Origin of the sequence: Spirochaeta cellobiosiphila DSM 17781, from assembly GCF_000426705.1 — a bacterium.
Lineage (GTDB): Bacteria > Spirochaetota > Spirochaetia > DSM-17781 > DSM-17781 > Spirochaeta_E > Spirochaeta_E cellobiosiphila.
Map to the genome: position 1 here is coordinate 555,101 of NZ_KE384554.1, position 15,637 is coordinate 570,737.

The 15,637-nt window shown below is 38.8% G+C and carries 11 protein-coding genes and 1 riboswitch; of the genes, 1 reads left to right on the forward strand and 10 read right to left on the reverse strand.

Translation table 11 applies throughout. From position 1 onward, the window contains the following. Positions 1-213: 213 nt before the first annotated feature. The 9 genes from K345_RS0109405 to rnhA form a co-directional block, all read right to left on the reverse strand. Positions 214-912, reverse strand: a complete 699-nt coding sequence (locus K345_RS0109405) for an HU family DNA-binding protein (RefSeq protein ID WP_028973939.1) — start codon at positions 910-912, stop codon at positions 214-216. Between the two features lie 532 nt (positions 913-1,444). Further along, positions 1,445-2,437 carry an aldo/keto reductase gene (locus tag K345_RS0109415; protein ID WP_028973940.1) on the reverse strand — a complete coding sequence of 331 codons (993 nt, stop codon included), beginning with the start codon at positions 2,435-2,437 and terminating at the stop codon, positions 1,445-1,447. A gap of 34 nt (positions 2,438-2,471) precedes the next feature. Next, a complete protein-coding gene (locus K345_RS0109420; protein WP_028973941.1) occupies positions 2,472-4,595 on the reverse strand; it encodes a hypothetical protein in 2,124 nt (707 codons plus the stop codon). Between the two features lie 5 nt (positions 4,596-4,600). Continuing rightward, a complete protein-coding gene (locus tag K345_RS0109425) occupies positions 4,601-5,137 on the reverse strand; it encodes a TIGR03546 family protein (RefSeq protein ID WP_028973942.1) in 537 nt (178 codons plus the stop codon). Positions 5,138-5,206: 69 nt separating this feature from the next. Further along, positions 5,207-5,872 carry a methionine ABC transporter permease gene (locus K345_RS0109430; protein WP_028973943.1) on the reverse strand — a complete coding sequence of 222 codons (666 nt, stop codon included), beginning with the start codon at positions 5,870-5,872 and terminating at the stop codon, positions 5,207-5,209. Next, positions 5,865-6,929 (reverse strand): methionine ABC transporter ATP-binding protein, encoded by a 1,065-nt coding sequence (locus K345_RS20510; RefSeq protein ID WP_211227869.1) that lies wholly within the window; start codon positions 6,927-6,929, stop codon positions 5,865-5,867. Before K345_RS20510 ends, K345_RS0109430 begins: the two co-directional genes overlap by 8 nt. Before the next feature lie 57 nt (positions 6,930-6,986). Continuing rightward, positions 6,987-7,814 carry a MetQ/NlpA family ABC transporter substrate-binding protein gene (locus K345_RS20515; protein WP_211227870.1) on the reverse strand — a complete coding sequence of 276 codons (828 nt, stop codon included), beginning with the start codon at positions 7,812-7,814 and terminating at the stop codon, positions 6,987-6,989. A gap of 49 nt (positions 7,815-7,863) precedes the next feature. Further along, a riboswitch (SAM riboswitch) is annotated at positions 7,864-7,966 on the reverse strand. A gap of 98 nt (positions 7,967-8,064) precedes the next feature. Continuing rightward, positions 8,065-10,245, reverse strand: coding sequence for a histidine kinase dimerization/phosphoacceptor domain -containing protein (locus K345_RS0109445; protein ID WP_083963705.1), 2,181 nt, complete (start codon positions 10,243-10,245; stop codon positions 8,065-8,067). Between the two features lie 50 nt (positions 10,246-10,295). Continuing rightward, entirely contained in the window at positions 10,296-10,745 is a 450-nt protein-coding gene (gene rnhA / locus K345_RS0109450) for a ribonuclease HI (protein ID WP_028973945.1), read from the reverse strand. Positions 10,746-10,805: 60 nt separating this feature from the next. On the opposite strand from rnhA, the gene K345_RS0109455 reads away from it, so the two are divergent. Further along, positions 10,806-12,557, forward strand: coding sequence for an ATP-binding protein (locus K345_RS0109455; RefSeq protein WP_028973946.1), 1,752 nt, complete (start codon positions 10,806-10,808; stop codon positions 12,555-12,557). A 4-nt stretch (positions 12,558-12,561) separates the two neighbouring features. Here K345_RS0109455 and K345_RS0109460 read toward each other — a convergent pair whose 3' ends face one another. Continuing rightward, entirely contained in the window at positions 12,562-15,567 is a 3,006-nt protein-coding gene (locus K345_RS0109460; RefSeq protein WP_028973947.1) for a WD40 repeat domain-containing protein, read from the reverse strand. Between the last annotated feature and the right edge of the window lie 70 nt (positions 15,568-15,637).

Consider the following 15,637-nt stretch of genomic DNA (forward strand, 5'->3'; position numbering starts at 1 on the left):
AGCCTGTCACCCAGACCATTCTAGCCTGTCACCCACACCTTTTTAGCCTGTCACCCAGACCACCTGACAATTGACAATGACAGAATTCCTCAATTGACAAATTCCCTCCCCCACAGCTGTCACCTACAGAATTCTCCACTGGACAAATAAAAAAGCCCCCTTGGCCGTAACCAAGAGGGCTTAAATCAGAACTTATGTAGTTCTACGGGAGATCTACATAACAGTCACTTCATCATAATAAGATCCAGTTCTCAACACAGATCCCGACATAGTCCGAACCTCAACCTTGTAATTCCCCGCTTCCAAATCCTCAGGAATGGAAAGCAAAATACTAGAAGGCAACGTCCTATAAACAGAGCTGATCTTAGTCACAACATCCGTATCAGAATTAACAAAGAACACACCTGCCTTATCAGAATCTTCACCCTTAAATAAGTTACCCCTAAGTTCAATAAGAGATCCTGCTCCTAGATCAGAGCTAAAGCTCTGGCTTGTCATATCATAGATCGTATCGATAACAGGAGTCACAGGATTATAGCGAACTCTGGTAACGCTACTCTTACCTTGTACGGTACTCACTAATTGGGTGTTAGGTTTAGCTTTTATCCGAAGGCTATGTTTCGTAGAATCATATTCATCGGAAGTAGAAGCAAAGCCTCCTCCCAGGGATACATAAAAGCGTCCAATGTTCGTACTAACCGTATTCCCTAATACTAATTGTTCTTCTAACACTTCCTTTAGTAGATCCATAACAACCACTATGTCCTGTCGGGATACGGTGGTGTTCTTATTTGCCATCAAGCCAATCATATCATCATGGTTAACATGAAGGTTTGGTTTAACTCGTGCGATGAAGAGGCTACCCTCTTTTGCTGTTCCTAGTTTGTTTTGGTGTAGATAGTAATTAATCATAAATATAACTCTCCTTGCGGCTGGGTCTTTTGAATCATCTCTGCGTCATCAGCAAGAAGCTAAATACTCATGTACTGGATGTACACTGCGCTTTATCTTCTTACTTCTTCCTTGATCTGATTCAAAATACTTCGCCTTACGGCTTACTGGATAATTTTAGTAAGCCCGGAACTTTAGGCTTTGTTCTCCTCGGCTGTGGCCTTTAGCCTGGGAGTTTACAATCACCTTGTTCCTTTTCTTTTGTTGTTTATTTCCCTGGGCAACGCCTGGGGGTAAGGAGAGGGGGTGAAAGCCGGTATGCTTGGGTCCTTGGCTTGTGGGCTTTGGTTCTTCCCCTTACATAGGCTTCTTCTCAGCTGTTTCCGGAATATCGAGAAGTTTTTTGAAAGTTTTTTTGCGAATTTTGAAGTTTTTTCCATGTTTTTTTGATTTTTACTTAACAAAAGTACTTAACGGTTAGGATTTGTGAAGGGAAAGCGGTGTAGAAGCTATGAAAGGGGTATAAAGAAGGCCGGTTAAAACCGGCCTTGATTTAGCGAACGATATCTTCGATTTTCTTTAATTCTTCCTCTGTGAAGCTAGTGTTTTCCGTTGCTTTAACACAATCTTCTACCTGGGAGACCTTGCTCGTTCCGATCAATACGGAACAGACAGAGGACTTGGATAGATTCCAGGCTAAGGCCATTTGGGCTAGGGTTTGATTCCTTTGGGACGCCATATCATTCAGCAGTCTAACTTTTTCCAGAACATCATTGTTAATATCCTGTTCCTTCAAAAAAGGAGAACCACTAGCTAAGCGGGAATCCTGGGGAATGTCCTTGAGATACCGATTGGTTAATATTCCTTTCTCCAAAGGAGAAAAGGTAATCACACCAATATCTTCCTTCTCCTGCAAGTTCAGTAAACCTTCCTGCTCCACCCGTCTGTCAAAGATATTGTATTTCACTTGTTGGATGAGACAGGGAGTCCCCATCTCTCTTAAGAGCTGATAAGCTTTTTGGGCCAACTCAGGGTTATAATAATTGGACAAACCAACATAGAGAGCTTTTCCTGATTTAACAATGTCACTAAGGGCTCTCATCGTTTCTTCCAAAGGCGTTTCAGGATCGGGGCGATGGTGATAGAAGATATCTACATATTCCAATCCCATACGCTTTAAACTTTGATCCAGACTTGAAATCAGGTATTTACGGGATCCCCAATCTCCATAGGGACCGGGCCACATAGTGTACCCTGCCTTGGTAGATATGATTAATTCATCCCTATAGGCGGACAAATCATCCTTTAAGATCCTCCCCCAATTCCGTTCTGCACTTCCTGAAGGGGGGCCATAGTTATTGGCTAAATCAAAATGGGTAATTCCCAGATCAAAAGCCCGTAATGCCATAGCTCGGCTATTGTCATATATAGTAACGTCTCCAAAATTATGCCATAACCCTAATGAGATCGCTGATAATTTTAAGCCGCTATTACCACAGCGATTGAATACTTTATTGTCATACCTATCTGGTGCTGGACTGTACAAATATAAACTCCTGGTCAAAAATTATGATGATATCTTAAAAGCCCAGACCTCCCAATCCTTTCTTAAGAGCGTCTGCCGCATCTTTTGATGCATCTTTTAGTCGCTTTTCTGCTTCCTTCTTTATACGTTCTTCGATTTCTTTTTGTAACTGTTCTTGTTTTTGGGAAGCCAAACTTTGATAGCTCTTCAACATATTATCATAAGAATCCATCTGATTGACATAATTCTTTAATTCACCCATATCCGTATCAAGCATGGCTAAAGGTTCTTTTAAGTAGTCCCCCCATTGCTTATCTAATTCATCAAGAGCTGTAGCACTAGCTTCTTTAATCAAATTACCCATAGCATCAGTAAAGACAGAATCCAATGAGGACGAGACAGACAGATCCAATGTATTATCTTCATCGACAGTGAATTTTCCATCCACATTGATATCCTTAGCCTCTTGTAAGGTCTTAACAATCACTCGATTGATTATATTCGATTCGGTATCACCAGTCGTTATATCTAAGGAAGGAATATTAAGAGATAAAGAACCAATATTAAGAGCGGAAGAACCTGTATTGCTGTCACTTTGAACTAACATACTCCCGTCAACAGCTAAGTGACCTTTTACATCATCAACTCCTACAGGAGCTAAATAATTACCAACCTGAAAGGGTATAGCAACCATAGAGATTTTTGCGCCGGACAAATCTACATAGGCAGAGCTAGCCCCGGTAGAACTATGATCCCATTCGATATTAATATTAGGTTCCTTATTCCAATGGGAAGGTTTATTGGTTATGTCATTAACTTCCAGATTGTAATCAATTCCCGACTCTGTTCCTGAAGCATAGAGATGCTTTAACACAAAACGGGGAGGAGAATCTGGACCTGTAGGTAGACTTCTGGCGACCCATTTTGATTCTTTCTTTGTTTTACTTTCTTTAGCACTGTCCTTGGTAAATTCCTTATAAAAGGCCAACCCTTTTTTATACCACGATATGTACTTAGAAATGGGAGCACCAAGAACTTCTTCAAAGTAATCACTGGCCCAGCTAACCTTTTCCGTTGATCCCGCACCTAGCAGGGATTGCAGATAGGTGTAATCATCCTGGATCGAGGTTCGAACGTCTTTGTATAAGTTTTGTCCATATTGCCATTGATCCAGGGCTTTATTGTAATCCTTTTGAGCTTGTTCGTAGTCAGATTGAGCCGAAGACCCTATCTCACCTAACTTCTTGAATGTGGATTGGGCACTATTGATATCTTTAAAGGAACCTGAGTTCAAAGACTGAATATACTTAACATTCTGTTCCCAAGCCCTCATTTTGCTCTGCCAGCTTTTTGTCTGCCCTTCCCAATACACAACAGAGTCATTGATTTCCTGATTCGCCGACTTGATCTTTCCAATGGAATCCAGATTATCCATTTGCTCATTAAGAAGCTGAGAAATATCAACATCCCCCACTAAATTCTGTATCTGATCTATCATAGAAGAATGGGATTTCTCTTCTTTAGTAACAACTTCATTCTCCCCCGGATCTGCTGTCGTACCATCAGCTAGGGGAGTTTGTGCAGGGGAGGCCGCGATAAGGGCTCCACTTCTCTTCCGAGATTTGCCACGTTCCAAATTATTAAATCCCAATTCCAGAATGTGAAATCTCCCCCGAAAGAGCTGGTCCCTATCCAATTGGGCTTTTATATCCGAAATGTCGATCAGGTTCTCCATGGGTTTACTTTTATTGGCAATACCAATATGACCAATAGTAAAGGAAGCACGAAGGAGGGATAAATCCAGTCTATCCACATCTACCTGGGCTTCAAATACTTTTTCCAGTTGTGTCTCTAATAAGTTAGTGATAACTCTATTCTTAAAGAATAACTCCCAGGAAAGGCCCCCTCCGATTAGTAGAACGAGTATGATTAATAAGGATAAACGCATTCCTTTACGGTTTGCCTTGATTACCTTTGATAATTCTTTTAGTTTCTTGCGGTCTTTCTTCTCTAACTTCTCTACGTCAATGACGATTTTGCCATCAATAGTTTTAGAAATAGACTCTAAAAATGTAATATCCTGAGGCAGGTATAATTTGCCAATATACTTCTTTTCCCATGTTTTGGGATTTATTGGTTTGCTGAATAATCCTGGCGCTTTCTTAGTTTTCTTTTTCATCATATCTACCTATACATTCCATTATATTGTTTGACAGCCTTTAACAGTGTTCCTATCAGGGGTAGTTTTTTAATAGCTTTAACAAACTTAAGATTAGCAATGGCTGGAGATATTTTTGTTCTGAATAGTTTTAACCCGAATAAGCTAAGGATAAATAAAGGAATCCAGCAGATTAATCCAACAGCCAAGCCGCCTATAACAAGGGAATTATTAATACCGAAGAATATGGCTAAAGGCATATTAAGAAGCATGTAAATGGTGGCCTTAATACTGTCTACGTTCATTAAGGTCCAGCCCAGGCCTTCTATTGAGCCGCCTATGAGAGAATACAAAGCCTTGAATATGAGAATAAAAACAATCTCAAAGGCCAAATTTGCTCTCAGAAGGATAGACATTAGTAATATAATGATCCAAATCAAATTACCAGAAGGAATAAAGGCTAAAAGAAGAGCAGAACTAACAGCAAGGGCAATGGCTGAGGCTTTACTATTTGAGTTCAAAGCAGCAAATACCTTTGCGATACTCTTAATAATGGATAACATAATAACTCCCACAAAGAACTGATAAACGTCTACTTAACATATAATGCCCATGGGAATTTTTGCAAGATCTTATTTGTGACTTAGTTTTCTTACCAGCAAATCACCGAACCATTGAATTAGCTGAACTAACACCACAAGGATGAAAACAGTAAGCAACATAACACCTGTCTGATAACGGTAATAACCAAATCTTATAGCCAGGTCTCCAATCCCTCCTCCTCCGACAATACCGGCCATGGCAGAATATCCTATTAAACTGATAGCGGTGACAGTGATGTCATTAACTAAAGAAGGAAGAGCTTCTGTAACAAGGACATCCTTTATAATAGACAGATTACCAGCACCTGAAGCCAGAGCCGCTTCTATAACCCCTTTTTCAACGTTCTGAAAAGAATTCTCAGCTAATCTGGCAATGAAGGCTATGGAAGCCACACTCAAGGGAACCGAAGCCGCTAGGGATCCAATCGTGCTTCCTGTTATTAATCTTGTTAATGGCAAAAGGAGAACCAATAGGATAACAAAGGGAATAGATCGGATGATACTAACAATGAGGGAGCTAATATTATAAGCCACCTTTGATGGATTAAAATATAGACTGGAAGTCAGGTATAAGATTAATCCTAAAGGGATTCCTCCCATGATAGCCCAGAACAGGGAGATACCTACCATTTGAGAAGTCTGAGCAAGGGCATCCTTAATGTCTATCATAGTTTCCAATGTAAATACTTCACTCATTATATAGGGCCCCTTGTAATGATGATTTTAAAGATAGTGATAATGGGTTATTTGATTCCAGGATCACTTCATTAACAGTTTCCAAGAAATACCTGATGCATTTGACCATCTCTTCTTCAGACCCCATTAACATTATCTTAAGCATACCTAATGGCTTATCCGCGATATAATCAATCTTACCGTGGATAATATTCATTTGAACGGAATATTTCTTAGCCGCTTCTGCAAAAGAAGGTTCATTAGCTTCTGCGTCCCGATATATCAACTTAATCAGAACCTGATCTTCACTGATCGGGAATTTTTCATCCATTTGAAAGCTATGGGCGACTAAGCTTTTGGTATAGGGATCTTTCGCCTTGGCAAACAGATTATAAACCGTATCTGATTCACGCAATAATCCTTGATCCATAACAGCCCCATGGGTGCATATTTTCTTAAGAATATCCAGCTCATGGGTGATGATTAAGATCGTTATATTTAACTGCCTATGGATAGACTTGAGAAGGTTTAGAATTGATTCTGTTGTTTCTGCATCTAATGCAGATGTAGGCTCATCACATAATAACAGCTTAGGATTATTAGCCAGTCCTCTGGCAATACCAACACGTTGCTGTTGTCCTCCACTTAGTTGTGCAGGATAAGAATCGGCCTTATCTGATAAACCAACAAGATTCAGTAACTCTGTTATGCGTGTCTCTTTCTCTTCTTTTGTCTTAAAAGCTTCACCCGCATTAAGAGCGAACAGGATATTTTCCCTAACAGTCTTACGCTTGATCAAATTAAAATGCTGAAACACCATTCCCGTAGTACGACGATACTGTTGTAGTTTTTTTCCTCCTAGAGAGGATATATCCTGACCATCCACATAGATACTACCGGAAGAAGGTCGCTCTAGTAGGTTCAAAGTTCGAATCAGAGTACTTTTACCTGCTCCACTGGTACCGACAATTCCGTATAAGGTTCCCTCTTCAATCGTTAGATTAAAGTTCTTCACCGCCATAAAGCTATCCCCGCCCTTCAAAGGATAACTGACACAAACATCTTCAAATATAATCAAATCCCACCTCTATTAGAGGAAGCCCGAAGACTCCCCCTTCTCATCATAATCAATGGCCTAGTCAACCCACCAGTTTGGTCTGGTAAATCCTTCAAAAATATCATTGGGATCATTCATAACTTTCCGGAAGTCATCAGATCTAACAATCTCTTCCAGAAGCTTAGCCAATTCTGTGTCCACATCTTCTGTACGAATAGCCAATAGGTTTTTGTACTCTTCTGGTAAGTCTTCAATGAAAATAGCCTCTTTAAGAGACATTCCCGCAGCCAAAGCGTAATTCCCATTAACAGCGGCAGCATCCACACTATCAACAGTCCGGGGAAGCTGAGCCGCTTCTACAGGAAGGATTTCTAAATTCTTAGGATTACTGACTATATCCTTTTCAGAGGCTCTTGTAACATCGATATCAGGATTAATCTCAATGAGACCAGCCTGCTGAAGGACTTTCAAAGCCCTGGCTAAGTTCGTAGGATCGTTTGCGATAGAGACCTTTGCCCCGTCTGGTAAATCTGCAATAGATTTGTATTCATTAGAATAAATACCGACAGCGGCTGTGGGTACGGTAATGATAGCTGAGAGATCCAAATTATGATCTGCACTGAATTTATCTAAGTAAACTCTATGCTGGAATAGATTTACATCAATCTCTTTGTTAGCCAATGCCAGGTTTGGTTGGACATAATCACTAAATTCTAGAACTTTAACAGTGTAACCTGCTTTTTCCAAACCAGGTGCAATAGCAGTTTTAAACATGTGTCCATAAGGTCCAGGAGACGTTCCTGCGATGATTTCTTTGGAATCTTTATCTGATTTGCTACAGCCTGCCATAGCAAGACTGAATAGGATTGCTATGGTTATAGCGAACAACTTGGTGGTATTTTTCACAATATTCCCCCTAAAAATAATTTAAGATAAGAGGGATAACTGGACCTCTTTCTCATCTTCCGGAATACATCCGTAGGATTTGGCACCTTATCCAATAAAGGCAGGTTGCCGCAGCTTCACAGGGCCAGTCCCTCAACTGCTCATGATAAGAAAGCTTATATACTCAACTAAGCTGATACAAAAGGTAATGTACGTTCATAGACTTGGTCAACTACTCAGGGGAATTATTTATGAGTATTTTTATTTGTATTTAGAATTTTAACTGCGCTGTAAAACCATTATCCGAATTGATCTTCATCTGTCCCTTTAGCTGCAGGGCCAGGAGATTGATCAAATTATATCCAAGGATGGTAGAGGATTGTCCTGTTAACTCCTTAGGGGGAATGATATCAAACTCTTTAACTTCCAGAAATCTTTTGTCATCTGTAATATGAAGATTAATGTTAATATTGATTGGTATATTCTCCTTGTATGAACCTTTTAATAGCCAGCCTATTATCTCATTAACGATCAATCCAAAGGGGATAAGACTATCTAATTCGAGGGTTATATTATCAGACACTAAGATTTCAAAATGAATATTCCCAGTGTTATTATTGGTAGTCTCTACAATAAAACTGGTCAACTGAAGGAGAAACTTCTTAATATCCAGGGATTGCAAATCATCACTATCCATTATTAATTCATGAACAAAGGCCATAGACATTATCATGGTCTGGGATCCATGAATGAGCATTTCCAAATCAGTTACATTTTGAATAGAGTCTTTTTGCAGACTGAATAAAGAAGTCACAATGGATAGATTATTTTTTACTCTATGATGAACTTCTCTTAGTAATACCTCCTTATCAGCAAGGGCTTTACGTAGTTCATCTAAAACAGTGACCTTATCTGTTATGTCTTCAAATGATAAAAATATTCTATCCCATGTATCAATAGACCCGGGAACCGTTGATATTTTAATATTCAACCACCGCCAATCATCGGAAAAAGTCTGACAATAGAATTCTTCTGTGACTTGATAATTATCCTGATGGAGAGTCTCGATGATTTTAAGCCAGGTATTGCTTTTGTCCTTCTTGAGCCAGGAAATGAATCCCTCTATTAAGAGATCCTTATTCTCAGCTTTTAATACAGCTAAGCTAGTGGTATTTACATCTATAATACTAAAGTCATAACAATCAATGTTTGCTATTGTTTTTTTAATGTCCAACTGTTTTTTGATTTTGGATAAATTAACTTCCCATAGAGACATGGGAGAATGTTCAAATAGGCCTTTGAATTTTTCTTCTCTTACCTTTATTTCTTTGTTGGCATTATTCAGTCGTCTTACGTTTATAATAAGAAACATAATCGTAAGACTCTGGGACAATATAACAAGGACGACAATCAGAATAATTCTGCCATATTCTTTTAAATAGTTAATAGGTTCATTAATAATCTTACTATCTGGAGGAAGATCCCCATTGGATATCTGAAACTTTTTTAATTGTCTGTAATCAAAATAAAAAGCATTGTGACTATTATTTTCGACTATGGGGATTTCCATTTCAGGATTTTGAAGGAGCTGTTTCATCACTCTAGCGGCTCTCATACCTTGATCTTTATGAGATATTAACTTTCCCCCCACAATACCCTTTCCCAAACCGTGATACCATAGGTGATAGATGGGAGAATGGCTATTGTTAACTAAAAAAGCTAAACTCTCGGGAAAAGTCATAAAATTCCCGTTTTTATCTCTATAAGCTGATAATAATAAATAGCTTAGATTTTCTGGATTACCCTTTAATAACTCACCTAACTCATCATATGTATACTCACTGATATTCAAGACGCTAATAAGGTTCTCAGGGAATTCATTAGACATATTCCGATAGGTTCTAAGGTCCCCCTGCCCGCTGGTAGTATCATCAGTAATAATGACAATAGAATCTCCCCATTTAGGAACGCCACTCATAAAGCTAAGGGTATCCTTCATGGATACAGACTCAACAAAGCCTGTAATCTTGGGATTAGTATTTTGTTCTAAAGCAAAATCAATGTTATTCACACCAAAAAAGACGACAGGGATCTTATCAAACATTTGTTCATAATTATCAATGACAAAATGTAAGGCATTATCATCAGCTGTAAGAATTCCATCATAAGGAAGATTATGATTTAATTTATACTCTAACCTGTCTTTGAATGTCTGATAATTACCCTCTCCCACAAAGCGTTTGCTATCAAAAGCCTCAACATCCATAATATAATAGAAGCCCTCGAGGCCCTCTTTAATACCGTCGATTTGATCATAATAGGTGGGAAAAGAGGAGTTGTATGAGGCAATAAATAGCAACCTATAAGTACTAGTTTCAACATCTGACCAGGTAGGAATCGCCAGGATACTTAATAAGCCATATAAGAATATAAAAAAAAAGTACTTCATCATGTATAATTGTAAATGATGAAATACAAAAAAAAAATAAAGAAAGTTATTAATTAATTAAGACCATCCATTTCCTTATTCACTAGTTGATCACATTCTTCATTCAGATCGACACCGCTATGGCCTTTTACCCAATTCCATTCCACATTAAGTTTTTCCGTATTATCCTTTAGCTGTATCCATAATTCACGATTCTTGACAGGTTGCTTGTTGGCTGTTTTCCATCCTCGGGCAATCCAATTATGTATCCACTTAGTGATTCCATTCTTTACGTATTGACTATCAGTGTAAATATTAATGGGATATGACAGCCATTCTGGATTCTTTAAAACAAAAGACAAAGCTTCAATAACGGCAGTCAATTCCATTTTGTTATTTGTAGTCAGCTTATCAGCCCCACTACCGGTGTATTTTTTTCCGTCTATAGTGAGAACATAGGCCCATCCACCAATACCTGGATTTCCTCGACAACCACCATCTGTATATATTATGACATCTTTCATGAACAAAGAATCTATCACAATAGTTGACCAGTGTGAATGGCCTGTCTATACTCAGAAGATATGGCGGAACAATTAATTAAACAGAACCTGCCCTTCATTAAAATATTGCCTTCATGGGCTCAAGAGCTATCATACAAGTATTTAAGCAAGACCACGAACCTATATTTAATACACGGCAACATACGGGACTTTTTACCTCACAAGATGAACGAAGGCGAATTCATTTTTGCTAAAATTCAGGAATATATATCAGAGGTCCTTTTTGGAAACCGGGATATCATCGTTTATTATGACCGTTCCAGCGGGGTTTCCTTCTGTACTGAGGAAATGGAGCATGAGTATATGCTTGCCATGAAGTCAAAATTCAAGAATCATGATCCGGAAGTCTTCATTGATGTAGATCCTACCAAGGCGTTCTATTATCTTGAACAGTACTTTCTAAGCAATATTAATAAAAATCGCCGTATTGTTCTCATTATGGATTATGCAGAGACGATCATACCGAATTCTGATATTGGAAGAATGAGTGATGAAGATCGGTATTGCCTGGTTACCTTGAATAGATGGAGCCATGATCCTGTTTTCACCAATGGAGATATTTCCGTTTTACTATTAACGGAGAATCTAGCCGATTTGGCACCGCGCTTAGTGGCTAGTCCCACAACTGTTAAGGTTAATATCCCCATCCCTGATGTAAAGGTTAGACAAAAATTCCTGGAGTTCCTCGAAAAACAGGAGAAGCTGATTCTGGGAGGAAGACTAACACCGGAACGGATGGCTAATTTAACAAGTGGTCTAAACCTGTTGAATTTAAATCAAATAGCTTCTGAGTCCTATCAGGAGGACAAAGAAATCAATTTGGAATATTTAAAAGAAAGAAAAAAGAGCATTATTGAAAATGAAGCGGCCGGTTTACTTGAGTTTATGGAAACCGAATATGATCTATCAATGATATCCGGGCATAACTTTGTTAAAAGACGTTTTAAAGATGCAGCCAGGGCAATCAAGCAGGGACGGCTCGATGTTTTACCAATGGGCTATCTGATTGCAGGTCCGGTTGGTACAGGAAAATCGTTTATGGTTTCCGCTTTCACAGGGGAGATCGGTATCCCCATGGTTAAACTCAAAAACTTCCGCAGTAAGTGGCAAGGGGTTACAGAAAGTAACCTGGAGAAGATATTAAATATATTGAAAGCCATGAGTCCAGTGGGCGTTATGATTGATGAAGCGGATGCTTTTTTGGGCAATAGAAATCAAGACGGAGACTCAGGAACGGGTAATAGGATCTTTGCTCAAATCGCCAGTTTTATGGGCAATACAGAATATAGAGGTAAGATTATCTGGTTTCTCATCACTTGCCGCCCTGATTTAATTCCTATTGACTTAAAGAGACAGGGACGGGCTGAAGAGCATTTAGCCTTATTTTATCCAGATCAACCTACGGAGTTGGAAGAATTATTTTATACCCTGATCAAAAAACTCAAATTGAAAGTCCAGAAGGTCAATGCTCTGGATATGTTAAAGAAGCACAAACATAACTATTCCGGAGCTGATCTGGAATCTATTTTGATTCGGGCCAAATTCAAGGCAGCCATGGAAGGTCATGTTATCATTACCAAAGAAGATTTGGCCCAGTCCATTCAAGACTTTATACCACCCAGTTACCCCTATGAGATTGAGCTTCAGAATTTGGTTGCCGTCCTTGAATGTACGAGCCGTGAGATGATTCCCAAGAAGTTCCAAAATCTGGAACGTACAAAACTTGTACAGGAGATAAAAGATTTAAAACTCCTCATTGGAGAAAGATCCTAGAGATCTAACTCATCCAATTATTAAGGAATTCTATAAAATCTAATTTATCCTGTTCGTCATTATGAACCAGCGCCTCTAATGAGAATTTGCGTTCCCGAAGTTCATTTAGGGACATTCTGTACAATTGGAAAGGGGTTAAGTCATATTCTTTTATTTGACCATCAACGGATGCGGCAGCTAATTTTTTGCCATTAACACCTATGGCGATCGATTGAACAGCCCCTAATCCTGGGCTGATTTTTTTAACAACCCGTCCTTCTGGCATCTTCCAGAATCTGAGAGATCTATCAGCACTTCCTGAGACCATAAAGCCATCATCAGGAAAGAACTTTATACTGGATATAACAGAACGATGCCCTTTAAGATTATTGATCTCAACACCATAGGGCAGATTCCATAAACTTAGGTCATTATCTTCCACTCTAGCTGAGAGCACCGTTGATTCTTGATTAACAATCAAATCCCAAACGGGGATTTTGCTCTCTTTGATAATATCCAGCAAAGAACCTTCCAACCAATTCCATTTAAGAATAAGACCATCATCTCCTGAACTAATGAGTGTATTACCGGAATCACAAAAACACAGAGCGCTGATATTCTGGGTATGCATGGCTAGCTTCTGTAATTCATCCTTAGTTTCAATATTGACAATGGATATGTCCCTATCTCTACTTCCGGTAAATATATATTGTCCAGAAGGATGTCTCTCGATCACAAGGATACCTTCCTTATGTACGGCAGATTCCCATAATACAGCCCCATTATTCAGGGAAAATTCTCTTAACATCCCATCATGAAATCCTACCCATATCTTTTTATCAATACGACAGAAAGATTCAGCATAGGAGTTACAATTATCACGCCAGAGGAATTTTCCTTTTTTATAGACTAAAAGTTCACCGGTCAAGGAAGCGTATATGAGGTATTCTTCATCAATATAATAGGCAGACAGGACCCCTTGAATTTGACTGTAAAAAGTTCCTTCCCCGTTTAAGTTCTTAATCCCCCCATTCCCGATTTGGTGGAGTTGAGATCCTTGATATTCTATAGCTAATAAATCCATTTTACCCCAGATATGGGTAAGTCTATTATCAATAAGTGACCACTGACGAATACTACCTTCTAAGCCAATGGTTAATAGCTGCTCTTCATCGGCTGTTATATCAACAATCCAGTCACTATGCCCTTCCATGACGTGGATTACGTTTCCAGCATGATCCATTTTGAGGACCTTTCCTTTTTTATCCCCGATAAAGCAGTATTCTGCCCCTATATACAAGGAGATCCCAGGATGATCAAAGAGCAATTCCCCTGCCCTATTGTAAAGGAATATTTTTTGTTCACCCATAACACCAAACAGTTCGGGATTTTGCCCCCAATTAATGCTATGACTCATTTCATTGATTTGAAGAGAGGATTGGAGAGATAATGATGTTGGGTCAAAGACATATATCACATCATCATTACCCAGAACATAATATTCCTTAGATCGAACGCAATGTTTTAGAGGAAGAGCTGTAGAGGGCAAAGGCAGTTCAACCTGTTTTTTCCCATCACTCACAATACCTTTATAGGAGATATGGGTATAGGTATTTTTCCTTTCCTCAAGAATCTCCAGTACTTCAGGAAAACCACTGAGATAGCTACCAGAGTCAAGCTTATAGAGGCCTTTATCACCGATTAACAAATGATACTCTGAACTATATTTATGAAAAGCGTCTTCAACCTCTACGTATTCCCAATTCTCATTTATATATTGATGAAAACCTTTTTGATTCCATAGAACAGCATAAATACTATCGTCAATCATACAAACAATGCGAGGTGTACCACTCAATTGTCCTAAATGTTTATCTGGTCCTGTTTTTGACCATAAAATAACATCCCCTTTCCTATCAGCGCTAAGAAAGGAATCCTCACCGACAAACCAGGCAGAAATGTTTCCTTTATGATTCAAAGGCGAATGATCTGTCGTTAATAGGCTCCAACTATTCAGGGGGGGTAAAGCTATGTTTTCCTTTAAAAATAATTGATATAACTTCTGAACATAGGGGGATTTAAAGGAAGAGAAGTCCTTACTATGAGCTATTGTTTGCAGGATTTCCAATCCCCAGTCCAACTCACTTTGGAGTATCAATTCCTCCCCTATTCTCTGATGTTCACTATTGTTCAGATAGGATTCCAGTAATTTACGTTCAAAAGGATAATGCCCTTTACAACGTATTAATTGACTCCCCCCGACCAGGACGTTAATAAATTCCTCATAATGCAGCTTTTCTACAGCACTGCACACTATTTTCTTTGCTTTTGTATCTAATAGATAGTAAGCCCTATGAAGGTCTTCAAGTTTGATCTTTGATTTGGTCTTTTTTATCAGTAAAATATGAAGGGCTTTTAATGCGGGATTATCTCTGTCCTCCCCAATCCAAAGGATCTTGTAAAAAAATCTTAGTAAATCCTTTTGAATGGCAGGTATTAGTGAAGATTTAAACCTTTCTAATATTAATTCCCGTGTAGGATCGCCAGCGCCTTCATACTTATATAAATCCAAAGCAATACTTTTATTTTGCATAGCCCTGAGAGATGCAGTCTGTAAGCCCTCGTGTCTATCTTTATAGTATTTTTCACCAGCCTCATCCCAGGCTTCTATCGCTTTATCAAGTCTATCTAAATTATAATAGGCCACACCGGAATTGACGAGGGCACGCATAGCTTGGTAACGAATCGCATCATTAGAATGGTTACGATACTCTAAATAGACATCATCATAGATGGCGATCGCTTCTTCGATCAGGTCATAGCGAGAATGGAGTCGTCCTAACTGTACATAGGCCAAGGCCCTATATTCTGTAAGATTTTTGCCACCGACTATTTCTTGTCCAGCATCTAACAATTGATCTATGTAGTATATTAAATCTTCTGTATTATCCCAGGCTTCTTTATTAACTTTTGATCCTAATTGGTTCATTAACTGTACAGATTGTTCAAAGGACCTTACTAATTCTTCCATTATGGTGATTTTAATAACAAGAGAGCAGCACGACAAGCCCTCTTACGTTGACAGATCCAGAGGGGACATG

Coding starts and splice junctions, on each gene's coding strand:
- K345_RS0109455 (WP_028973946.1), top strand. CDS start 10,806: ATGGCGGAACAATTAATTAAACAGAACCTGCCCTTCATTAAAATATTG.
- K345_RS0109460 (WP_028973947.1), bottom strand. CDS start 15,567: ATGGAAGAATTAGTAAGGTCCTTTGAACAATCTGTACAGTTAATGAAC.
- rnhA (WP_028973945.1), bottom strand. CDS start 10,745: ATGAAAGATGTCATAATATATACAGATGGTGGTTGTCGAGGAAATCCA.
- K345_RS0109425 (WP_028973942.1), bottom strand. CDS start 5,137: ATGTTATCCATTATTAAGAGTATCGCAAAGGTATTTGCTGCTTTGAAC.
- K345_RS0109445 (WP_083963705.1), bottom strand. CDS start 10,245: ATGATGAAGTACTTTTTTTTTATATTCTTATATGGCTTATTAAGTATC.
- K345_RS0109420 (WP_028973941.1), bottom strand. CDS start 4,595: ATGAAAAAGAAAACTAAGAAAGCGCCAGGATTATTCAGCAAACCAATA.
- K345_RS0109405 (WP_028973939.1), bottom strand. CDS start 912: ATGATTAATTACTATCTACACCAAAACAAACTAGGAACAGCAAAAGAG.
- K345_RS0109430 (WP_028973943.1), bottom strand. CDS start 5,872: ATGAGTGAAGTATTTACATTGGAAACTATGATAGACATTAAGGATGCC.